Genomic DNA, 20,484 nt, shown 5'->3' with positions numbered 1-20,484 from the left:
AAATACTTACAGTTGGCCATCAGACCCCAGGCTTACACAGAGGTTGCCCGCGCCTGGTCGTTTTGTTCTTTGAATGTTGCCAGCGGCAATTGCAGGGTGAATGTGGCACCCTTGCCCTCCTCGCTTTCAACCTGTATCCGGCCACCGTGCGCCTGGACGATCTGCTCGGAGATGTACAGCCCCAAGCCCAGACCTCCGCTGGCCTGCTGGGCAGCGACCCGCTCGAACTGCTGGAAGATCCGCTGCTGGTTGGCGGCGCTGATACCGATACCGTGATCCTGCACCTGCACCCAGGCCATGCCGCCCTGCTCGAACACCCGCACCTGCACCGGATTGCGCTCGCCGTAACGCATTGCATTGGACAACAGGTTGGCCACTACTTGTTCAATCCGGAATTCGTCCCACTCCCCCTTCAGTGCTTCGCAACGCTGCAATTCGATGTGTGTTTCCAGGGCCATGGCCTGCGCCGTGAAGTTTTCCACCAGCCCACGCACCAGCTGGCCCAGGTCAAACAGTTTGGGCCGCAGCGAAAGTTTACCGGTCCGGATGCGCGAAACATCGAGCATGTCCTCGACCAACCGGATCAGGCTGTTGATCTGCCGTTCGTCGCGCTCGACCATGGCCTGCAGCTTGTCGACACTGAACGCGTCCAGGTTGCCCCGTGCCAGGTGCATCTTGCGCAACTGGGTTTCCAGAATCAGGCCATTGAGCGGCGTACGCACCTCGTGGGAGACGATCGACATGAAGTCGTCACGCATGCGCACGGCGTGCTCCAGCTCACACCGTGCCACCTGCAGCTGGCTGAGCAGCAGCTCCTGTTCCTGGCGGCTCTGCTCCAGGGCTTCCAGCTGCCGGCCAAGCACCTTGCGCTGGCGGAACAGGTCGACGAACACCGAGACCTTGCTTTTTACCGCCAGGGTGTCGAGCGGCTTGTGCAGAAAGTCCACGGCCCCGCTCTCGTAGCCCTTGAAGGCATAATTCATCTCGCGGCCCGCCGCGCTGACGAAGACGATCGGGATGTGCTTGGTCTTGTCGGTACCGCGCATCAGCTCGGCCAGTTCGAAACCGTTCATGCCCGGCATCTGCACATCGAGAATGGCCAGTGCGAACTCGTGCTCCAGCAGCAACGACAAGGCAGCCTCGGCAGACTGTGCCTGGTGCACCTCGCGGTCCTCGCCCTGGATCAGGGCATCGAGCGCCAGCAGGTTTTCCGGCAAGTCGTCGACAATCAGCAGTTTGGCGGTGGTGTGGCTTAGCATGCGCTGTATTCCAGGGTCGCGAGCAACTGCCCGATACCGCTCAGAGTAAGGATATGGTCGGGCTGGTGCAGGGCCAGGGCGGCCTCCGGCATCAGGGCAACCTGTGCGTCACGAGGGTCCTGGACGATCGTGCGCCCCCCATTGTTCTTGATGTAGGCAAGGCCCCTGGCGCCGTCTTCGTTGGCCCCGGTGAGCAGCACACCCAGCAGGCCATCGCCATAGGCATCGGCCGCCGAGATGAACAGGAAATCGATCGCCGGGCGCGAGAAGTGCACGGGTTCTTCCTGGCTCAGCGACAGCGTCAGGTCGCGCTCCACCGACAAGTGGTAACCCGGCCCCGCCACATAGATCTGCCCGCTGCTGATGCTCTCCTTGTCGCGTGCCTCGCATACCGGCCGATGCAGCCGCCGCTGCAGCACGCCAGCCAGTTGGCTGTGGCGGTCGTCCGGCAGGTGCAGCACGCAGAGCACCGGTATGGCGAACGCCGATGGCAGCGTGCCGAGCACCTGGAACAATGCCGCCACGCCACCGGCCGAGGCGCCGATCACCACTGCGCGTACGCCGCTCATGATTTACGGAAGATCCGTTGGGGCTTGACCAGCGGCTCGAAACGATCGCTGTAGGCCGAAAAGTCCACCGACTCCTTGCTACCCAACACCAGAAAACCGCGGTGGCAGAGCGACTCATGGAACAGGCCCAGCGCCCGATCCTGCAGGTCCTTGTTGAAGTAGATCAGCACATTGCGGCAGGACACCAGTTGGGTCTCGGAGAACACGCTGTCGGTGGCCAGGCTGTGGTCGGCGAAGGTCACGTTGTCGCGCAGGCTGCTGTCCATGATGGCGTTGCCATAGGCGGCGGTGTAGTACTCGGCGAAGTCACGGCGGCCACCGGCCAGGCGGTAGTTTTCCTCGTACTCGCGCATGCTCTGCATCGAGTAGATGCCCTGCTTGGCCCTGTCCAGCGAATGCGGGTTGATGTCGGTGGCGTAGATGATGGTGCGTTCAAGCAGCCCTTCCTCACGCAACAGGATGGCCATGGAATACACCTCCTCCCCCGTGCTGCAGCCCGCGATCCAGACTTTGATCGACGGCCAGGTGCGCAGCAGCGGCACCACTTCGTTGCGCACGGCAAGGAAGTGGTCAGGGTCACGGAACATCTCGCTGACCGGGATCGTCAGGTACTGCAGCAACTGCATGAACATGCCCGGGTCGTGCAGGACGCGCTCCTGCAACGCAGACACCGTCAGACAATCGAACTGACGCAGCGCGTGGAGAATCCGGCGCTTGATCGAAGCGCCGGAATAATTGCGGAAATCGTAGCTGTACTTGAGGTAGATCGCCTCGATCAGCAGTCGGATCTCGATGTCGGTGTTGCGTTCGCTAGTCAAATTCGCTCCAGTTGCGGCAGCCAGACACGGATCAACGAGAACAGGCGGTCCAGGTCGATCGGCTTGGCCAGGTAATCATTGGCACCGGCTTGCAGGCAACGCTGCTGGTCATCCTTCATGGCCTTGGCGGTCACGGCGATGATCGGCAGTTTGCGCCAGCGCGGTTGCTGGCGGATCAGGCGGGTGGCCTCGAAGCCGTCCATCTCCGGCATCATCACGTCCATCAGCACCAGGTCGATATCGTCGTGCTGCTCCAGGCGCTCGATGGCTTCGCGCCCGTTGCGGCCGATTTCGACAATGGCGCCCTTGTGCTCCAGGGCGCTGGTCAGGGCAAAGATATTACGCACATCGTCGTCCACCAGCAGCACCTTGCGGCCCTCGAACACCTTGTCGCGGCTGCGCGCGGTCTTGAGCATGCGTTGACGTTCGTTGGACAGCTGCGATTCGACCTTGTGCAGGAACAGCGTCACTTCGTCCAGCAGGCGCTCCGGCGAACGTGCGCCCTTGATGATGATCGAGCGTGAATACTTGAGCAGGTCGGCTTCTTCCTCGCGGGTGAGGTTGCGGCCGGTATACACGATCACCGGCGGGAAGGCGCGGATATCCTCGGCGGTCATGCGCTTGAGCAGCTCGTTGCCGAGCATGTCTGGCAGCTTGAGGTCGATGATCATGCAGTCGTAGATGTTCTGGCGCAACAGCGCCAGTGCATCCTGGGCCATGGCGACGGCCGTGATCTCGACATCGTCGTCACCGATCAGCCGGGCGATGCTCTCGCGCTGCAGGTCGTCGTCTTCCACCAGCAGGATGTGCTTGAGCTTTTGCGTGAGCTTGGCTTCCAGGCGAGCGAACACCTCCTTGAGCTCCTCGCGGCTGGTGGGTTTGACCGCATACCCCACCGCCCCCATGTGCATGGCCGCCTCGACGCGGTCTTCCACCGAAATGATGTGCACCGGGATATGGCGGGTGCTGGCCTGCTCCTTGAGGCGCTGCAGGACAGTCAGGCCCGAGTGGTCGGGCAGGCGCATGTCCAGCAGGATCGCATCCGGAATGTACTGGGCTGCCAGCTCGAAGCCTTCGTCGGCGCCATGGGCCACCAGGCAGCTATAGCCCAGCTCATGGGCCAGGTCGAAGAGGATGCGGGCAAAGTTGGGCTCGTCTTCGATTACCAGAATGCAGCGGGTATCGAAAGGGGCCCGCTCGCGGTCGTCGGCAAAGGCCGGCGCCGGGCGCGTGACAGCGGCGGCCAGCGGCGCTTGCGGTGCAGGCGGCAACGCATCGACGGCCGGGCGCAGGCTTTGCGGTTCGACGTCTTCGGCCTCGGCAGCATAGCGCTCCGGCAGAATCAGGCTGAACACGCTGCCTTGCCCGGGGCTGCTGTCGACATTGATCTGGCCTCCGAGCAAATGCGCCAGGTCACGGGAGATCGACAGACCCAGGCCAGTGCCACCATAACGGCGATTGCTGGTGCCATCGACCTGGTGGAAGGCGCCGAAGATCGCCTGCTGCTGATCGGCCGCAATGCCGATGCCGGTGTCACGGACTGCGAACACGATACCGCTGTCAGCCTGGAAGCTGACGTTCATGCTGACCTGGCCACGCTCGGTGAACTTGATGGCGTTGGACAACAGGTTCTTGAGGATCTGCTCCAGGCGCTGACGGTCGGTGAACAGCGTGACCGGTACCTGCGGCTCGACCTTGACCTCGAAGGCCAGCCCCTTGTGACCGGCAAGCGGCTGGAACATGCCGCGCAAGCCTTCGACCAGGCGCTCGACCTGGGTGGTTTCGGGCCGTACTTCAAGCTTGCCGGCCTCGACCTTGGCGATATCGAGAATGTCGTTGATCAGGTTGAGCAGATCGTTGCCGGCCGAGTAGATGGATTCGGCGAACTTGACCTGCTCCTCGCTGAGGTTGCCTTCAGCGTTTTCTGCCAACAGCTTGGCCAGGATCAGCGAGCTGTTGAGCGGCGTGCGCAGCTCATGGGACATGTTGGCGAGGAATTCGGACTTATACTTGCTCGATCGCTGCAGGTCGTCGGCACGGGCCTGCAGCTCCAGCTGCGCCTGGCTCAGCTCATCGTTCTTGCGGTCCAGCGCTTCGGTGCGTTCCGACAACTGCTCGTTGGTCTGCTCGAGTTCGGCCTGCTGGGTTTCCAGATGGGCCTGCGACTCCTTGAGCACCCGTGACTGCTCTTCGAGCTCTTCGTTGGCAGTCTTGAGCTCTTCCTGCTGCACCTGCAGCTCTTCATTGAGTTGCTGAGTTTCGGCCAGCACTTCCTGCAGGCGCTGGCGATAACGGGCACTCTCGATGGACATGCCCAGATTGCCGCCGACCCGCTCCAGCAGCTCTTCATCCCGTTCTTGCAAGGGGCGCAGGAAACCCAGCTCGATCACCCCGTTGATCTGCCCGTCTTCGGTCGCCGGCATCAGCAGTGCGCTGCGCGGCAAGCCGCTGCCCAGGCCGGAACTGAGGCGATAGAAATCCTCGGGCAGTTCCTCCAGGCGCAGCAAGCGGCCTTCGCGGACCGCCTGGGCCAACAGGCCATGGTGGTCCGACTCGATCTGCTCGCGGGCCTGCTCTTCGGTACTCAGGCCATAACAGGCCACACGCACCAGCCGGCCATGCTCGTCGCGCACGTACACGGCGCCCACCACGCTGCCCAGATAAGAGGCAAAGAAGCGCAGGATGTTCTCGCCAAGCATGGGCAAGGTCAGTTGCCCGAGTACCTGCTGCGCCAGTTGGGTCTGGCCGGTGCGCAACCAGGCCTGGTGCTCCAGGCGCTGCGCCGAGCGTTGCTGGGCTTGCAGGTTTTCAGCGTAGTTGGCCGAAAGTGCCAGCAGGTCACGACGGCCCAGGTAGGCCAGCAATGCACTGAGGCCGACAATGAACAGCACGAACGCCGAAATCGCCGTCACGGTGACGGTACTGACTTTTTCGTTACGGGCCATGCGCAATTGTTGTTCGGTAATGATCAGGTCATCGAACTCCTTGCGGATTTCATCGGTGATGCGCTTGCCCCGGCCATTGCCGATCGAGGCCTGGTAATCGCCCTGGCTGCGGCGCAGGCTGATCATCTCGTTACCGAAGTCGTTCCAGGCCTGCTGCAAGGCCATCAGCCGGTCAATACGGTCAACCTGCTGCGGGTTGTCCTCGACCATGCTGCGCAGGCTTTTCAGGCTGCCGAGAATGCGTGGCTTGGCCACCTCGTAAGGGTCAAGGAAGCGCTCGTCGCCCGTGATCAGGAAACCGCGCATGCCCGTTTCCATGTCGATCGACAGCTTGACCGTTTCGTTGGCATTGCCGATCACCCGGTCGGTGTGCTCGACCCACTGCATGGCCGAAAGCAGGTAGTTGATCACCGCGACGAAGGCCACGGCCCCGAGCAGGCCAACCCCCAGGGGGAGGCCGATGTTACGGCTCAACAGCTTGCGAAAGCTTCGCTGGTCCATCGAGGCTGCTTGAATCATGAGAAAACGCCCGAGCTAGAAAAGTCCATTGAAAAGAGTGGCCGATCCGTCGTTGTTGTTATCTGCCACTGCCTGTCCTGATATGCGAGTCTAACCAGCTTTGACGGGTCTGGCAGGGCATTGAGCCAGTATTTGAAGGTAGCGTTCGGCAATCGTTCCATCTATTTGCATGGAGCGGTATCCTCGGGAACTTCTGATGCCGCGCGGTACACAGATTAAAGACACTCATTTGTACAGGATTTGAACCATGCACCTTCTGGTAGTCGAAGACGACGACATCGTACGCATGCTGATGGTCGAAGTGCTCGACGACTTGGGCTACAAGGTCATCGAGGCAGAAGACGCCACAGCCGCCCTGCGCGTACTTGAAGACCCCAGCCAGGCACTGGCACTGATGATGACCGACGTGGGTCTACCGGACATGCGAGGTGAGGAGCTGGCGGGAAAAGCGCGCGAACTGCGGCCACTGTTACCGGTGCTGTTTGCCAGCGGCTACGCCGACAGTTTCAATGTGCCGGAGGGCATGCACTTGATCGGCAAGCCGTTCAGCATCGACCAGTTGCGGGACACGGTGGTGGGTATTCTGGGTACCCCTTGAGCACGGCCGCGCCTGTTTCGCTCGTAGGCGCGGGCGTGCCCGCGAAGAGGCCGACACAGGCAACCCACCTCACAGCTCTCTGCGCAGCAGATAGGTATCCATGATCCACCCCTTACGCGCCCGCTCCCGCTCGCGCACTTCCAGTATCTGCGCCTTCACCGCCTGCAACGGCCCGGCAATCAGCACTTCATCCTCGGTCCCCAGGTACGCGCCCCAGTAGATGGTCAACGCCGGGTCATCGAGCCCGGCAAAGGCGCACTGCCCGTCGAGCATCACCACCACATTATCGACAGCCCCCTGCTCGGCCAGGCGTCGCCCCGGCAACACGGTCAGGGGCTCGCCGATGCGGTTGAGCGGCACCTGGTGCCGCGCCGCCAGCGCCTGCACACTGCTGATGCCAGGGATGACCTGCAAGCGCAGCGTCACGCCCTGTTCGCGAACCAGGTCGAGTATGCGCAGGGTGCTGTCGTACAGGGTGGGCTCGCCCCACAGCAGGAAGGCCCCCGTTTCACCGTCGCCAATTTCCTCCTCGATCAGGCGCGCATACAGCGCAGCACGCTGCCGGTGCCAGTTCTGCACCGCGCCCAGGTAGTCTTGCGCCTGCGCATCGCGCAACGGGTCGACCACCGGCACCAGGCGATAACCACCCTCGGGGCGGTAGCGCTGCAGAATGGCCTTGCGCAGGCGCACCAGTTCATCTTTGTCGTCGCCCTTGTCGAGCACGAAGAACACGCTGGCACTGCGCAGCGCATCGACCGCTTCATAGGTGACCTGGCGCGGGTCACCCGCGCCGATACCGATCAACAACAGGTCTTTCATTGCCCTGCCCTTTGCGGGAACCCGCGACCATTGTCGGGCGGTTACCGGTATTTGGCAAAGCAGCTGCTTAGAAGATCGAGAAGTTGTAGCTGACAATGACCCGCGTCTCATCCATGTCACGCGCCCACCGTTCATAGTTGCTGCGGTAAGTGGAATTACGCAGGCGTACGCTGACATCCTTGAAGGTGCCACTTTGCACCTGGTATTTGAACTCGGTGTCGCGTTCCCACTCCTTGCCTTCGACACTGCTACCCGGCACCTTGATATTGTCGCCGTTGATATAACGGGTGAAGAAGGTCAGGCCGGGTACACCCAGCGCCTTGAAGTCGTAGTCATAGCGCACTTGCCAGGAGCGCTCCTGTGCAGCGGCAAAATCATTGACCTGGGCGTAGTTGACCAAGTACGGGTTGCTGCCATCCAGGTACGGCATGGCACTGTTGCCATACATGCGCTGCCAGCCGGCGCTGAGCTTGTGGCCACCGAGGCTGTAGCCAAGCATGCCGCTGAAGGCGCGATGGTCGATTTCGCCCGCACGGGCATTGCCGATGTCATCACTCTTGATCAGGCGCATGTCAGCCGACAGGCTGCCCACCGGCAGCGGCTGACTGGCCACCAGGCCGAGGAAGTGCTGGCGGTAGATATTCTCCAGCTTGGCCACTTGGTACTGGGCGCTGAAACGCTCGTTGAAACGGTAGTCGACACCGGCCAGGTCGAAGTGGTCGGCTTCGGTATCGCAGGCATAACGCTTGTTCTTGCAGTGCACGCGGATGTCCTGGCGGTCGGTGGAATCCCGAGCGGTGTATTTGTCCAGGCGAGCCAGGGTGAACTTCAGGTCGTGCAGTTCTTCAGAGGTGAGCATGGCCCCATGGAACAGGGTCGGCAGCAGACGGCCATCGTTGTACTTGAGCAACGGCACATCCGGCATCATCGAACCGTACTTGAGCACGGTATTGGACACCTTGACCTTGGCCGCCAGGCCCATCTTCGCATACTGGTCGGCCGAGCGCCGGGGGTCGTGGCCAGACGAGGGCAGCAATCCACTGTTGCTGTCGGCCGGGCTGGAATCCAGTTTGAAGCCGAACATGCCCAGCGCATCCACACCAACACCTACCGGGCCTTGCGTATAACCCGATTGCACATTGAGGATGAAGCCTTGTGCCCACTCTTCGCGCTTGGATGCGCCCTGGCTGGAACTGCTGTAACCGTCCCGGAAGTCGCGGTTGAAATAGACATTGCGTGCTTCGATCTTGGCACTGGCGTCTTCAAGAAACCCGGCAGCCTGGGCGTTGACACCGGCACACAATAGAAACAGGCCGGTAACACGGCGCCCGGGGGCGAGGGGGAAAGGGGAAAACATGCGAGGAAACATCCAGAATGAAGACGAGTTAACAACCTGTGGCACGTGTTGGCCACGGTACTGCGGCAGGTCCGAACATGAGTCGGCCATCATCTGAAATGATCGCGCAAAGGCTCTGGCGCGGGCCATTGGACCATGGTCTAGGCCCCCTGTCGTGCAACCGCAGAAAAAACGCAAAATACCGTGCGCAAAACTAGGAAAGTTCCCGCCTTACTTGCAAAAAGTTAGCAGTTTACCCAGTAGCCATGAATGACTACACTCGATATCAGCGAACAGTGAAACCCAACTGCGTGGCCGGCGTTTTTACGCGTCTTCAATGTTCGTCACGCCCTGCCACGACCGACGTACAGGAGTGATTACAGTGTCCAGACTTGCAGAGTTTCGTGCTGCCGAAAAAGCGCTCCAGGAACAGATGGCGCAACTGGAAGCGTTGAAAAAGGATGCCGGCCTCAAACGCGAAATCGAATTCGAGCAGAAACTAGTCGGCCTGATGAAAAGCTATGACAAGAGCCTGCGCGATATCATCGCCATCCTCGACCCGAAGGCTGTGGCCCGCGCGTCCAGCACACCCCCCAAGCAACAACGCCGCCCGCGGGTGGTCAAGGTCTATCAGAACCCGCACACCGGCGAACGCATCGAGACCAAAGGTGGCAACCACCGTGGCCTCAAGGCCTGGAAAGAACAGTATGGGGCCGCCACGGTAGAAAGCTGGGTACGCTGATGAAATGCCCACATAGGCTTCACACTTTTTTCACAAGGACTGGCTCAGTATCGAAACAGCTAAAGGACTAGCGACCCCATCACGCGCCCGCACATGCGGGCCTCTAATTTCAGCGCCCTGCCTTTGCAGGGCGCTTTCATTTGCGCAATCGGCGCACTGCCGTATCATGGCCAGCCTGTCTGTTTTGCCGGCGCCCTGCGCCCGGCCCCGTCTCAGGAGTTCCCATGAGCCTGCACGATCTGCAAACCCTGCCTGGCGTCACCGCGCAACCTGACGCCGCCACCGCCCAGTTCGTCTTCAACCACACCATGCTGCGGGTCAAGGACATCGAGAAGTCGCTGGACTTCTACACCCGCGTGCTGGGCTTCCGCCTGGTGGACAAGCGTGACTTCCCTGAAGCCGCTTTCAGCCTGTACTTCCTGGCCCTGGTCGACCCTGCCCAGATCCCCGCTGATGACACCGCCCGCCACCAGTGGATGAAGTCGATCCCTGGCGTGCTGGAGCTGACCCACAACCATGGCACCGAAAACGATGCCGATTTTGCCTACCACAATGGCAACACCGACCCACGCGGCTTTGGCCACATCTGCATTTCGGTACCCGACGTCCGCGCCGCTTGCGCGCGCTTCGAGGAACTGGAAGTGCCGTTCCAGAAACGCCTGCAGGACGGCCGCATGAACCACCTGGCCTTCGTCAAGGACCCGGACGGTTATTGGGTCGAAGTGATCCAGCCAACCGAGCTCGAAGGCTAAGCGTTCGTCGCGGCGCGCTCGTCAGGCCGGGAACTCCCGGCCTCTTGCTGTGGTATATGAAGGTAACTGCTTCACATACCACAGCGAGGTAAGGACGATGCAATCTCTTCACTGTGAATACCGCGAGCACACCATCACTGCCAGCGTGATGCCCCATCCCGACTCACCCCTGCCCTATGCCGCCGGCTGCCTGATCACGGCACCTGACGGGCACACCAGCAAGCGTATGTCGATGCCCATGCAATTCTTCTCCGACCTTGAAAATGCGCAGCGTGTGTCGCTGGCCCATGGCCGCGCACTGGTCGACAAACAGCTGGATAACGGGCACGAGGTGTTCTGATCCGGTTTCGCCTGTACCCCCCTTCGCCACCGGAGCTGCGAAGGGGGGGTAGTATTAACTAGGTAGCCCGCGCGTATGCCACCGCCGCATCCACCTGCTCCCGCGTCGGCCTTACCCCGGTGTACAACACGAACTGTTCCAGCGCCTGCAGCGCAATGACCTCCAGCCCAGTGATCACCGGCTTGCCCAACGCCTGAGCCCGGCGAATCAACGGCGTCTGCGCCGGCATCGCCACCACATCGAACACCCGTTCCGCCGCCGCGATGGCGTGCTCGGGAAACGCCAGCTCTTCTGCCTCCAGCCCGCCTGCCATACCGATCGGCGTCACGTTCACCAGCATGGGCGGGCAAATGTCGCCTGGCTCAGGCACCCAGCGATAACCACAGACATCCGCCAACTGACGCCCGGCCTGCTCGTTGCGTGCAACGATGATGCCTTCGGCAAACCCGGCATCGCGCAAGGCGCTGGCCACGGCCTTGGCCATGCCACCGCTGCCTCGCAGGGCAAAGGCCGTGCCCGGATCGACCTGATGCTGAGCCAGCAATTGGCGCACGGCCAGGTAATCGGTGTTGTACGCCTTGAGGTGGCCATTGCAATTGACAAGGGTATTGACCGACTCGATGGCCGCCGCCGAGGGATCGATTTCGTCGACCAAGGCCATGCAGGCTTCCTTGTACGGCATCGACACCCCGCAGCCGCGAATACCCAGGGCGCGGATCCCTGCCACCGCCGCCGGCAGGTCATCGGTGCGCATGGCCTTGTAGTAGAAGTCCAGGCCCAACTGCTGGTACAGGTGGTTGTGAAAGCGCACGCCGAAGGTGCCGGGGCGACCGGCCAGAGAGATGCAAAGCACGGTGTCCCGGCTGGGAGTTGTCGGCATAACAGGCTCCTTGGTCATGACTGAAACGTTTATTCAGCGTAACAGAGTCAGCCACTGGTCGTCCCTTACACAACCTTTACCGTTCCCCTGTGCTCAGCTGACAGAGGCCGGAGTCATAGTAACAGGGCCCCGGACGTGGGGTTTTCCTGCGAGGTTGTTTTATGAACCGTCTCATTCCCGGAATCGTCCTGCTGGTCGGTGCCCTGGCCATCAGCGGGCCTGCAGCAGCGCACGGCGGCTATGGCGGCCATGGGCATGGTGGTTGGTATGGGCCGGGACCACTTCTAGGTGCGGCAGTGGTCGGCGCCGTGGTGGGGGCGACGGTTTATGGCGGCCATGACCGTACGGTGTATGTCGAGCGCCAGCCGGTCTATTACGCGCCGCCGCCGGTGTACGTACAACCGCCTCCACAGCCGCTGTACTACCAGCCCTACTACGCGCCTCCCCCGCCGCCACCGGGCTACCGCACCTATTATGGGCCGCCGCCGGTGTATTACGGGCCACCGCGCTGGTAAAGGTTGACAGGACCAATGATCACTATCGAGGAAGTTGATTTCAAACAGATCCGGCTGCTGCGTATGGTAGAGCCATGTTTTAAAGGAGGTCCCCATGGCCACTATCCAGATCATGTCCGTTGTCGGTAGCGCCGTTCCCGCCTCACTGCGTGAGCAAGGCCTGCTGGCGTGCTGGTACCTGGTTCGCAACGGCGAAGCCGTGAGCGGCCCGATGCCGACCCGCGCCTCAGCCCAGGCACTGGCCGAACAGTTGCAACCAGGCACTTTGGTTGCCTGAACCGAATTTGTTGTGCGTTGCTCCCTACGCCCTTGTCGCCCGCCAATTTGGCGGGCTTTTTTTTCTTCGCGGATTGCCCGGGCTGCCCCCCTACGTTTGGCCGCTACTGCCCAGCTTACTGGTCAGCACCATGACCTTGCCTTGCAGCCGGCCTACGGTCATCACCAGTTCGTTTCGTTCCTTGGCGAGCAGATCAGCTTTTGCCTGCGCCTCCCTTCGGGCATCCCGTTCAATGTCCAGCAGCTCTGTCAGGTGGCGGATGACGGCAATTTCAGCGTTGTCCATCGCGCGGTCGACTGCATCCCTCGACAACCATTTACGCAGCCACAGAAACGCACCCAGCAGTACAGTCCCCGTACCGCCCAGCCAAGTGACGGTGCCCGGGCCGAGGTCGGTCGGATCCATGTGAACCTCATTACAGATGATGATGTGATCAGCCCTGGAGAAAAATGTCTCGCTAGCTTTCTTTGTTCGCACGCTTAATTTAGCCTACAGCTAAACACACCACAAGAGTAGATTTAGCTATGCGCACATTTAGCAGCAAGCTAAACACTGGCATGCTTCACCCCATGGACATCTACCAAATTCGCAAGCACAACCTGGTGAAGCTGATCGGCAGCCAGAGAAAGGGCACCTGCGCAGAGCGCTGGGGGATGGCGCCTGCACACCTTAGCCAGATCCTTTCCGACAAGACCGTGAAAAACCTGGGCGATGACGTGGCCCGCCGCATCGAGGGCATCGAAGGCTTGCCACGGGGCTGGTTCGACGCGCTGTCGCCAGGCGAACACGCACAAGCGGCTGTCGAGCCAGGTGACAACAAGCTCTCTGCAGCCGACCTGGTCAAACAGATGCTGGCCCGAAGCGGCAAAGGTATCTCCGAAGAAACCCGGCAAAGGCTGCTGGCAGCGGCGCAAGAGCCTGCAGATGCCACGCTGCTGGAGGCCGAGCCGCTTCGCCCCGGCCTGGTCGGTGACGAAGTGTGGATCGCCCACTATGACGTGCGGGCAGCCATGGGTGGCGGCCAGATCCCCCACGACTACCCCGAGATGTTCAAGGACGTTCGCGTCAGCCCCAGCCACCTGCGCGAACTGGGCGTGACGTTCAGCGAGCACCATCACCTGAAGATGGTGACTGGCTGGGGCCAGTCGATGGAGCCGACCATCAGGCACCGCGACCCGCTGATCGTCGACGTCAGCATCCGCGAATTCGTCGGTGATGGTATCTACTTCTTTTCCTGGGGCGACCACATCTACATCAAGCGGCTACAGATCGCGGACGAGGACCACTTCGAGATGATCTCCGACAACTCGCGGCACAAAGACCGCATGATTCGTCGGGAAGAGACCTACATACAGGCCAGGGTCCTGCTGGTGTGGAATGCCCACCTTGTATAAACCGAAGCCCGCCCTGACCAGCGGGCTTTTGCTAAAGCTCAGAACGGTGCAGCCTCCTCGACCTGAGCCTCGCAGTCGCGCTCGACGATAAAATCATCACGCTCTTCCACGCTACTGCGCGCCCATCGCACTGTCACGCTAGCGTCATCATTGAACGTCAGCTGCAACTCGGGCATTTCCAGCAGCTGGCCCATCACCTCCTCCCATTCCGCTTCACCGTCGCTATCCAGACGGTGCACCACTACCCAGCGCTGCGTCTGTGCGAGCGGGTGGTTGATCATTGACGATACCCGCAGGCTAAGCCGCTCTATTCCGGTCATTTCCTGGCGCTGATGGGGTTCCGACTTCATGTGGCTTGCCATATTCTCATCCTGATAGCTGTATATTCGTACAGTACTCAACAAAAGCTTATCTCATCGCCAAATCCTGCGTAAAGCCCCCCGCTGGGGAAAATTTCGCCTGTAGGTAATTTCCCGTGAAGCGAAATTATTTTAGCCATAAGCTATTGACCTAGATTTAGCTTGAGGCTAAGTTTGCGTTCAGCCGTCGCTTGTACGGCGGCTATGCCACTCAAACCTTTTCGCCAGGAGTTCCCCATGGCCGTAGATATCAGCCACCTCACCATCGCCACGCCGGTAGCCGTCTCCTCAACCAACCCTGTTGCTCTGGAGCTGAACGGTGCTGAAGCGATTGCCCGCTTTCCCAGCATCGTGACGGTGCTCAGCGATGGCTCGATCCAGTTCTCAGCCCCAACCAAAGGGGCTTCGAGCAAAAGCACCCACAGGACACGCTGCGAATGGACGGAAACGCAAGACTGGACGCTGGCCAGCGCCCAGGATCACTGGAATCGCCAGACAATGACGCTGACCAAGGTCAACTCGGCGCAGAAGGTGGTCATCGCCCAGATGCACGTACGCGGGGACGACGGCCCGCCGGTAAAGGTGTTCTGGAACAAGGGCAACATCACCCTGGGGTTTCGGCGCACCTTCAACCAGACCGACCCGGTGAATTCCACAGTCCTGAAGGGGGTGCCACTGGGTGCGACGTTCAACATCAGCATTCACACCACGTCTGAAGGCGTGGTAACCGTGACGGCCGAATGCAACGGGGTATCCGCTTCGTCGGGCGATTTGCAGCTCGACAGTACCTGGGCTTCACGCCTGTTCGAGTTCCACGGCGGGGTCTACAACCAGGTCGACTACACCGACGCAACCCCCGCCGAGGACGGCTCGATCTGCATCATCAGCGAGCTCTCGCTCATCCATCGCTGAACGTCGATGCCCAGCCCTGCTATCAAAACCCCTCAGGGCGTCGCATGAATGCAAAAAGCCCAGCGCGGGGCTGGGCTTCTATCAGCTGGGCTGAACAGTACTTCCGCCAGCCTTTACACACTGTACTGGAAGTTACTCCAGTGGGCGCTTGTGATAACTATAACGCTCGGCATTGGATGCCCGCGATGGGTCCGGCGGGCCTGATCTCTGCCTGCCTCGAAAGGGCCGATTATGTGCGGAATCGTCGTGATCCTCGGGCTGCTCCCGTTTACCTTCCGAGTATTGACCGCCTGGCGGACCATTGTTTTCAGCCGGCCTGCTAACCTGCTGATCACAATCCATTCCATCCCTATCTATGGTCATACGCACCTCTCAATCCTCAGAAGCTCTGAGCTACATCAAGTGTGCGCTTACCCTGTCCAGAAAGGTTTTATATCAGATCACCGGACACGGGCGAGAACCTCAATACCGGGACCTTTCGCTGAACTGCATCCCACTATTGGTACTAAAATTGGTACGCGCCGGCTGTACGTCCATCCAGCACATCCCGGCAATGCAGCAGTAGCGTGGGAATCTAGCCTCAGATCGCACCGCAAGCGGCCTGAGCATCTGGCCTGTCTAATAGGGTTCAGCCAGTTTCAGCGACTTCAGCTCTTAGCTGGGCGCATTCAATCATGCTGGGGTAACCATTTGACTTCTGGCTGCCTACCCGCGAAAGAGCGTCTTCGGTGAACGCGCATGGCGACTATGACCGTTCTTAGGCCTCGGCAAATGGCCGCTCTGGGTCGATAGCAGCCCGTCGCGGCAGACCGCTTCTATCAAACAAAAGATAACCCACTGTTCTTTCTAGCGAAAAAACAGGCGCGCGGGGTCAATGGCGGCGAAGTGTTCACTCTTCTATACGTGGTCACAGCAAGCTGTGCCGACAGGGATTAACTCCGATGCCATTTGGACCACTCTCTCATTCGGGAGCAAAGCAGCACACCAGTGCGGTCTACGGCCTCTTTCCCGCGCATTGGGAACCATAGCAAAGTATTCGGCGGCTGACCTACCCGGATCAGTCGGCGAATGCTTTTCTAGATCTCGATGTCAGTGCAGATCTGACGTCATGCGCATCCTGTTTGCTGTGCGACAGCGCAGCCTGGAAGGGCTGGGTAATCTCTCATGTGGCATTGGGATTTGGGATAGGAAGCTTATTGGAGCCTCGGGGCGATAGCCTTCGTCTCCGAAATCAAACCGCCAATACCCCACATCATGCCAAGCATCGAGCTTGAATCCGACCTGCGGAAACGTACTGATGTGCTAGAAACCGAGTCGCTCGTGCAGCCCGATACTGCCTTCATTCGGCAAGGCAATGCCGGCATACGCCGAGCGATATCCAAGACGCTTCAGAACCGGCAGCAGCACATCATAGAGCTGCCGAGCAATCCCGTTGCGGCGCTGTCCCTTCCGACATACACCGTCACATCTACCGCCCACCGGTACGCCGCGCGCGCCCGGTGCTGACTGGCGTAGGTATAGCCGACTAGGTGTTTCACAAATAACGACCATAACTCGTGGCGCTTTTTGGTTGTATTTCCAAAACACCATACTAGCCAGCACCGATTCCTGTTTCAGGATAGGTAGACTGTGACCCGCGCACGCTAGTGGGAAAACCGCTCCCGGCTGAAGGCAGGAACCTGTAAGGCCAACGACTGGCCCGCTAAAGCGCGGGCCAGGCAACTACCCAATGCCGGCGCAAACTTGAAACCATGGCCGGAACAGGCCGAGACATAGAATACACTTGGGAGCTCCTTGCTTTCCCCTATGATGAACGCTTCGTCCGGGGTCATGGTGTATACGCACTTGCGTGAAGCATAGGGACGAGCGATCAAATCAGGAAACACGCGACTTACACAGGCTGATATTTCCTCGATCTGCGCGTCGCTGGCCGGCTCCAGTTGCGTGCGCGGATCCAGCGCCGATTGCTGGTGATTGTGGAAGCCAATCTTGATGCCAGGCTCGGCATTATCGATTTGCGGTGTGCCATACAACAGGCGGCCATCCTCGAGTTCGTAGAGAAACGCCGGAAAGTTCGCGAACAATTGCTCGGCACCCGATTTGAAGGCGCACCAGTAAATCGGCACGCTGCGAGGCCTCAGCAACCCGGACAGGTCGGGTATGAGAGAGCCAGCAAGTCCAGCGCCCGTCGCCAACACCACCTTTTGCGCGAGCACCGATTGACCATCGCTCAGGCGTAGCAGGAATTCGCTTTCGACACGGGTGATGTCCTGCACGTGGCTTCCAAAACGCATCTGCGCACCATGCGCCACCGCCTGGTTCAGCATCTGCAGCCGAGCATCGTCCGCAGCGATGGTAAACGCTCCTTGTTCAAATACCGCCTCCATGTTTTCATCTGCACGGAAGACCGAGAACCTGGCCTCGACCTCAGCAGCGGTCAGTCGTTGATGAGCAATACCGCCAGCCTTCGCGGATGCCGCACTGCCTGAAACAACTCCAGAGCGAATGGGCCCGATGAAAAGCCCCCCGCTGTAATGCAGCAATGGCCGGTGGCTAGTCGCTTGCAGCTCTCGCCAGCCCAGATCCGCTTCCGCCAGAAGTGATAAGTAATCCGAACCTTCCCAGTACGCCTGGCGAAATATCCGCGAGCCACCATAGGAACTTCCCTGCAGATTGATCGGCGCGCCGGCCTCGAGCCCCAGAACATCCTGCTGCTGCTGAGCCAAGCGCCACAGCGTGGCACTGCCCACCACCCCCAGGCCGACAACCACTGCCGTGTAGGACTTATGCATCTTCGACAACTCCTTTTGCCTTGAAGAAAATAGTAGTGAGCAACGGCTCGAGTATGACCAGCAGCATAGCCAGGGCGATCAGCGCAAATGCCAACATTGCGCCATGGGAAGGTATCTGGCCATAGAACATCAAAGCGACGAAAAATTGTGTCAGCGGCAGCACGAACTGCATCAGCCCCATGACACTCAGAGGCAGCCGCCGTGCAGCGAACGAAAAGAGCGCCAGCGGCAATAGGGAAACTGCGCCGCAAAGCAGCAGCAGCGCCGTGTCAGCGGAGCCCAGGGCGGCGATACCCGCCACAGGCGTGCTCACCCACAGGATCAGCGGCATCAGCAGCACGCCCAGCACGAGCGACTCCAGAAACAGGCCCGACCACGGAGGCAGTCGAGCCAGCTTCTTGAGCCAGGTGTAAGTGCCCCAGGTCACGCCAATGACCAGGAACACTCGGCTGTCCAGCCCGCCTTTTTCGAACAGCAGGTAGACGACGCTGCCGATTACCATTGTCAATGACAACCCGCGAGGCACGGACAAGCGCTCTTGATACAGCAGCAAGCCCAACGAGATCCCCAATACCGGCGCGATCAGATACCCCAACCCGCTTTCAAGAACGTGTCCATGAATCGAAGCCCATATGAACGTTCCCCAATTGCCGGCGACCAGCACCGCCGCCGCACCGTGAAGGGCAATGTCGCGTCGCTTCAGCACACACAACAAAGGGACTAACTCCTTGCGTGCAGCAAGCAGCAAGGTGACACAGAGCAATGACATCAACACCCTGCAGCCGAGCAACGCCAGCGCTGGCAATGCCGCCAGGGCCTTCCAGTACAGTGAAGACAGCCCCAGCAGGCAGTTCGATGCCAGCGCGGCAGATAATCCCGCTGCCGCGTCGAAGGTTTTTCCGGCCATGGTGGTCACTCGGCTAACGGCGTGAATGAGAACTCGATGATCTCGTAGGACCAGTGCAGCACGCCGGCGTCGTCAAAACGGCAGTGCGCGCGGCCCTGGCGGGTCCAACGTTCAATCTCCTCATGCAACAACCCCTGCAGAGCACGCCATTGCTCGGTATATAGCACCAAGGGAATCTCATGGCGCTCGAGCAATGACCAATCGATCTTGAAACGCGCCTCATGCATGTCATAGAGGTCACGCATGACACCGGCAATGCCGACCAACGAATTCAGCCCGATGATCAGCTTGCCTCCGGGCTTCAGGTAGCTCGGCACCCGTTCGAAAAACCTGCGCAAGGTCCGCTCGCCATAGAACATCGCTTCCAGCGACAGCCCTTGGGCAGCCTCGATGCGCTGTAGTGCATCGAGGAAGCCATCCGAGGGCGTCTGCCACCCTGGCGGATTGAATAGGATCACATCGTATCCGTCCTCTGCCGCAGGCATTGCGTCGAACAGATCTCCCTGTACGAATTCGATACAGGATTCGCCCAGGTTGACCAGCTCATTGGCACGGGCCGCTTGAACCGCGTCAACAGAAATGTCGCAGGCGGTGATATGCCGCATGCCTAACTGTCGCAGCAGTAAGGCGTGCACACCACTCCCCGTCCCCACGTCAAGAAAACGGGCATCTCTGTCACGCCCCCCGAAACGCCTAGCAATCAATGACCCGAACGCTTCTCCGGCAGGGCTCACCCTGAACACCTTCGGGTTGTCGATCAACGTAATCCGCTGCCCCATGCCGAAGTACAGGTTATAGGCCGCCAGGTCAGTGTGAACACTTCCGGGCGCGGTCATAGTTGTCATGCCTCATCCTCCTGGAATCACTGACCCAACTCTGCAGAACGCCTGGCTGCCGCATCCAGTGCCGCATTTACCAGCCCTTTGAAGCCAGCTGCGTCCAAGGCACGGATAGCGCGTTCGGTAGTGCCTCCGGCCGTTTGCACCTCCTGGCAGATCTGGCTTGCCGGCTTACCGCTCGCCTGGATCAACGCTGCTGTGCCACTGAGTAGCTGCAGGGCGACGACCGCGGCCTGCTCGCTGTCCAGCCCCATGTGAAGCCCGTAGTCCTGAAGCGCATCGGCAAAGTGCGCGACCAATGCAGGCCCACCGCCGGCCAAAGCCGTTCCAGTGTCGATTTGCCTTTCGTCATTGACCCTCAGCGAGAGCCCGATCACGTCGAAAATCTGCCGAGCACTGTCGATCAGCGCCGCATCGGCATCCGAGGGTGCGTAATACATCGTGACGCCTTGGGCGACTTCCGAGGGCGTATTGGGTATGGCTCGCACGACGGCGTCATGCCCTAGCAGGCGAACCAGCGTGGCATGTGTGATGCCCGCCATCACCGAAACGACCGGCCCACGGTGGCGACAAAGCACCGGATTTGCCGCGAGCATGTTTTCGAACTGCTGCGGTGGCACGGCGAGCACCACACAATCCTGAGGTTGCAGTGTTTGAATCCGTGAAGACGTCTCAAATCCCTTCGCACGCCAATCGTTCGACCGCTGCGTATCAATTTCAATCACACGCAAGTCGGTGGCACTTTTGAAATACGCTTTCAACCCCAGCAGGATTGCCCCGCCCATGTGGCCCGCACCGACCATGTAGATGGTTTTCATATAATTCCCTTTTATGAATTGAAGCAGCAGCGATAAGACGCTGCTGCGGATGCCCGCAGACTGGATCAAGGCAGGACAGTTACAGAACATAATC

At 60.2% G+C, this 20,484-nt stretch carries 21 protein-coding genes and 1 pseudogene; 8 read left to right on the top strand and 14 right to left on the bottom strand.

Annotated elements, in window-relative coordinates; all coding sequences use genetic code 11:
- Positions 1 to 32: 32 nt before the first annotated feature.
- Genes LU682_RS11395 through LU682_RS11380 form a run of 4 tightly spaced genes read right to left on the bottom strand, consistent with a single transcriptional unit; the run spans position 33 to position 6,110 of the window.
- A complete protein-coding gene (locus tag LU682_RS11395; protein ID WP_010954589.1) occupies positions 33 to 1,259 on the bottom strand; it encodes a hybrid sensor histidine kinase/response regulator in 1,227 nt (408 codons plus the stop codon).
- On the bottom strand, positions 1,253 to 1,828 hold the full coding sequence (locus LU682_RS11390) for a chemotaxis protein CheB (protein ID WP_010954590.1): 576 nt from the start codon (positions 1,826 to 1,828) through the stop codon (positions 1,253 to 1,255). Before LU682_RS11390 ends, LU682_RS11395 begins: the two co-directional genes overlap by 7 nt.
- On the bottom strand, positions 1,825 to 2,646 hold the full coding sequence (locus LU682_RS11385) for a CheR family methyltransferase (protein ID WP_010954591.1): 822 nt from the start codon (positions 2,644 to 2,646) through the stop codon (positions 1,825 to 1,827). Before LU682_RS11385 ends, LU682_RS11390 begins: the two co-directional genes overlap by 4 nt.
- Positions 2,643 to 6,110 carry a response regulator gene (locus LU682_RS11380; protein WP_010954592.1) on the bottom strand — a complete coding sequence of 1,156 codons (3,468 nt, stop codon included), beginning with the start codon at positions 6,108 to 6,110 and terminating at the stop codon, positions 2,643 to 2,645. Before LU682_RS11380 ends, LU682_RS11385 begins: the two co-directional genes overlap by 4 nt.
- Positions 6,111 to 6,357: 247 nt before the next feature.
- Between LU682_RS11380 and LU682_RS11375 the strand changes: the two genes are divergently transcribed.
- Positions 6,358 to 6,708, top strand: coding sequence for a response regulator (locus tag LU682_RS11375; protein ID WP_010954593.1), 351 nt, complete (start codon positions 6,358 to 6,360; stop codon positions 6,706 to 6,708).
- Positions 6,709 to 6,777: 69 nt separating this feature from the next.
- Here the strand turns inward: LU682_RS11375 and cobF are convergent, their stop codons facing one another.
- Together cobF and LU682_RS11365 are read right to left on the bottom strand one after the other, a co-directional pair.
- A complete protein-coding gene (cobF, locus tag LU682_RS11370) occupies positions 6,778 to 7,527 on the bottom strand; it encodes a precorrin-6A synthase (deacetylating) (protein WP_010954594.1) in 750 nt (249 codons plus the stop codon).
- A gap of 67 nt (positions 7,528 to 7,594) precedes the next feature.
- The gene (locus LU682_RS11365; protein ID WP_049586560.1) at positions 7,595 to 8,884 is read right to left on the bottom strand and encodes an OprD family porin; all 1,290 of its coding nucleotides are present in this window, start codon (positions 8,882 to 8,884) and stop codon (positions 7,595 to 7,597) included.
- Positions 8,885 to 9,245: 361 nt separating this feature from the next.
- On the opposite strand from LU682_RS11365, the gene LU682_RS11360 reads away from it, so the two are divergent.
- From LU682_RS11360 to LU682_RS11350, 3 genes are all read left to right on the top strand, one after another.
- The gene (locus tag LU682_RS11360) at positions 9,246 to 9,605 is read left to right on the top strand and encodes a histone-like nucleoid-structuring protein, MvaT/MvaU family (protein ID WP_010954596.1); all 360 of its coding nucleotides are present in this window, start codon (positions 9,246 to 9,248) and stop codon (positions 9,603 to 9,605) included.
- 224 nt (positions 9,606 to 9,829) lie between these two features.
- A complete protein-coding gene (gene gloA / locus LU682_RS11355; protein WP_010954597.1) occupies positions 9,830 to 10,357 on the top strand; it encodes a lactoylglutathione lyase in 528 nt (175 codons plus the stop codon).
- A gap of 97 nt (positions 10,358 to 10,454) precedes the next feature.
- Positions 10,455 to 10,697, top strand: coding sequence for a hypothetical protein (locus LU682_RS11350; protein WP_003256190.1), 243 nt, complete (start codon positions 10,455 to 10,457; stop codon positions 10,695 to 10,697).
- Between the two features lie 58 nt (positions 10,698 to 10,755).
- Here the strand turns inward: LU682_RS11350 and LU682_RS11345 are convergent, their stop codons facing one another.
- Positions 10,756 to 11,577, bottom strand: a complete 822-nt coding sequence (locus LU682_RS11345; protein WP_010954598.1) for a shikimate 5-dehydrogenase — start codon at positions 11,575 to 11,577, stop codon at positions 10,756 to 10,758.
- A 161-nt stretch (positions 11,578 to 11,738) separates the two neighbouring features.
- On the opposite strand from LU682_RS11345, the gene LU682_RS11340 reads away from it, so the two are divergent.
- Entirely contained in the window at positions 11,739 to 12,092 is a 354-nt protein-coding gene (locus LU682_RS11340) for a hypothetical protein (protein ID WP_010954599.1), read from the top strand.
- A 94-nt stretch (positions 12,093 to 12,186) separates the two neighbouring features.
- Positions 12,187 to 12,369: a hypothetical protein gene (locus LU682_RS11335; protein ID WP_010954600.1), complete on the top strand. Its 183-nt coding sequence runs from the start codon at positions 12,187 to 12,189 to the stop codon at positions 12,367 to 12,369.
- Positions 12,370 to 12,459: 90 nt separating this feature from the next.
- Here LU682_RS11335 and LU682_RS11330 read toward each other — a convergent pair whose 3' ends face one another.
- A complete protein-coding gene (locus LU682_RS11330; RefSeq protein WP_049586562.1) occupies positions 12,460 to 12,774 on the bottom strand; it encodes a hypothetical protein in 315 nt (104 codons plus the stop codon).
- A 164-nt stretch (positions 12,775 to 12,938) separates the two neighbouring features.
- On the opposite strand from LU682_RS11330, the gene LU682_RS11325 reads away from it, so the two are divergent.
- The gene (locus tag LU682_RS11325; protein WP_049586564.1) at positions 12,939 to 13,763 is read left to right on the top strand and encodes a S24 family peptidase; all 825 of its coding nucleotides are present in this window, start codon (positions 12,939 to 12,941) and stop codon (positions 13,761 to 13,763) included.
- Between the two features lie 38 nt (positions 13,764 to 13,801).
- On the opposite strand, the gene LU682_RS11320 is transcribed toward LU682_RS11325, so the two are convergent.
- On the bottom strand, positions 13,802 to 14,125 hold the full coding sequence (locus tag LU682_RS11320; RefSeq protein WP_049586565.1) for a DUF1654 domain-containing protein: 324 nt from the start codon (positions 14,123 to 14,125) through the stop codon (positions 13,802 to 13,804).
- Positions 14,126 to 14,359: 234 nt separating this feature from the next.
- On the opposite strand from LU682_RS11320, the gene LU682_RS11315 reads away from it, so the two are divergent.
- Positions 14,360 to 15,034, top strand: coding sequence for a polysaccharide lyase family 7 protein (locus LU682_RS11315; RefSeq protein WP_010954604.1), 675 nt, complete (start codon positions 14,360 to 14,362; stop codon positions 15,032 to 15,034).
- Positions 15,035 to 16,270: 1,236 nt separating this feature from the next.
- Here LU682_RS11315 and LU682_RS11310 read toward each other — a convergent pair.
- From LU682_RS11310 to LU682_RS11290, 5 genes and pseudogenes are all read right to left on the bottom strand, one after another.
- Positions 16,271 to 16,563: pseudogene (locus tag LU682_RS11310) on the bottom strand (GNAT family N-acetyltransferase); the annotation flags it as partial.
- 114 nt (positions 16,564 to 16,677) lie between these two features.
- Entirely contained in the window at positions 16,678 to 17,826 is a 1,149-nt protein-coding gene (solA, locus tag LU682_RS11305; RefSeq protein ID WP_010954605.1) for an N-methyl-L-tryptophan oxidase, read from the bottom strand.
- Positions 17,819 to 18,733, bottom strand: coding sequence for an EamA family transporter (locus tag LU682_RS11300; protein WP_010954606.1), 915 nt, complete (start codon positions 18,731 to 18,733; stop codon positions 17,819 to 17,821). The genes solA and LU682_RS11300 overlap by 8 nt, the downstream gene beginning before the upstream one ends.
- A 5-nt stretch (positions 18,734 to 18,738) precedes the next feature.
- On the bottom strand, positions 18,739 to 19,578 hold the full coding sequence (locus tag LU682_RS11295) for a methyltransferase domain-containing protein (RefSeq protein ID WP_010954607.1): 840 nt from the start codon (positions 19,576 to 19,578) through the stop codon (positions 18,739 to 18,741).
- Between the two features lie 17 nt (positions 19,579 to 19,595).
- Positions 19,596 to 20,390, bottom strand: a complete 795-nt coding sequence (locus LU682_RS11290) for a pyrroline-5-carboxylate reductase family protein (protein ID WP_010954608.1) — start codon at positions 20,388 to 20,390, stop codon at positions 19,596 to 19,598.
- Positions 20,391 to 20,484: the final 94 nt, after the last annotated feature.

Source organism: Pseudomonas alloputida, from assembly GCF_021283545.2.
Lineage (GTDB): Bacteria > Pseudomonadota > Gammaproteobacteria > Pseudomonadales > Pseudomonadaceae > Aquipseudomonas > Aquipseudomonas alloputida.
This window is presented reverse-complemented; position numbering and strand designations above follow the sequence as displayed.

What these genes read in the sequence shown, in the direction of transcription:
- LU682_RS11395 (WP_010954589.1), bottom strand. Translation starts at nt 1,259, where the DNA reads ATGCTAAGCCACACCACCGCCAAACTGCTGATTGTCGACGACTTGCCG.
- LU682_RS11390 (WP_010954590.1), bottom strand. Translation starts at nt 1,828, where the DNA reads ATGAGCGGCGTACGCGCAGTGGTGATCGGCGCCTCGGCCGGTGGCGTG.
- LU682_RS11380 (WP_010954592.1), bottom strand. Translation starts at nt 6,110, where the DNA reads ATGATTCAAGCAGCCTCGATGGACCAGCGAAGCTTTCGCAAGCTGTTG.
- LU682_RS11375 (WP_010954593.1), top strand. Translation starts at nt 6,358, where the DNA reads ATGCACCTTCTGGTAGTCGAAGACGACGACATCGTACGCATGCTGATG.
- cobF (WP_010954594.1), bottom strand. Translation starts at nt 7,527, where the DNA reads ATGAAAGACCTGTTGTTGATCGGTATCGGCGCGGGTGACCCGCGCCAG.
- LU682_RS11365 (WP_049586560.1), bottom strand. Translation starts at nt 8,884, where the DNA reads ATGTTTTCCCCTTTCCCCCTCGCCCCCGGGCGCCGTGTTACCGGCCTG.
- gloA (WP_010954597.1), top strand. Translation starts at nt 9,830, where the DNA reads ATGAGCCTGCACGATCTGCAAACCCTGCCTGGCGTCACCGCGCAACCT.
- LU682_RS11350 (WP_003256190.1), top strand. Translation starts at nt 10,455, where the DNA reads ATGCAATCTCTTCACTGTGAATACCGCGAGCACACCATCACTGCCAGC.
- LU682_RS11345 (WP_010954598.1), bottom strand. Translation starts at nt 11,577, where the DNA reads ATGCCGACAACTCCCAGCCGGGACACCGTGCTTTGCATCTCTCTGGCC.
- LU682_RS11340 (WP_010954599.1), top strand. Translation starts at nt 11,739, where the DNA reads ATGAACCGTCTCATTCCCGGAATCGTCCTGCTGGTCGGTGCCCTGGCC.
- LU682_RS11335 (WP_010954600.1), top strand. Translation starts at nt 12,187, where the DNA reads ATGGCCACTATCCAGATCATGTCCGTTGTCGGTAGCGCCGTTCCCGCC.
- LU682_RS11330 (WP_049586562.1), bottom strand. Translation starts at nt 12,774, where the DNA reads ATGGATCCGACCGACCTCGGCCCGGGCACCGTCACTTGGCTGGGCGGT.
- LU682_RS11325 (WP_049586564.1), top strand. Translation starts at nt 12,939, where the DNA reads ATGGACATCTACCAAATTCGCAAGCACAACCTGGTGAAGCTGATCGGC.
- LU682_RS11320 (WP_049586565.1), bottom strand. Translation starts at nt 14,125, where the DNA reads ATGGCAAGCCACATGAAGTCGGAACCCCATCAGCGCCAGGAAATGACC.
- LU682_RS11315 (WP_010954604.1), top strand. Translation starts at nt 14,360, where the DNA reads ATGGCCGTAGATATCAGCCACCTCACCATCGCCACGCCGGTAGCCGTC.
- solA (WP_010954605.1), bottom strand. Translation starts at nt 17,826, where the DNA reads ATGCATAAGTCCTACACGGCAGTGGTTGTCGGCCTGGGGGTGGTGGGC.
- LU682_RS11300 (WP_010954606.1), bottom strand. Translation starts at nt 18,733, where the DNA reads ATGGCCGGAAAAACCTTCGACGCGGCAGCGGGATTATCTGCCGCGCTG.
- LU682_RS11295 (WP_010954607.1), bottom strand. Translation starts at nt 19,578, where the DNA reads ATGACAACTATGACCGCGCCCGGAAGTGTTCACACTGACCTGGCGGCC.
- LU682_RS11290 (WP_010954608.1), bottom strand. Translation starts at nt 20,390, where the DNA reads ATGAAAACCATCTACATGGTCGGTGCGGGCCACATGGGCGGGGCAATC.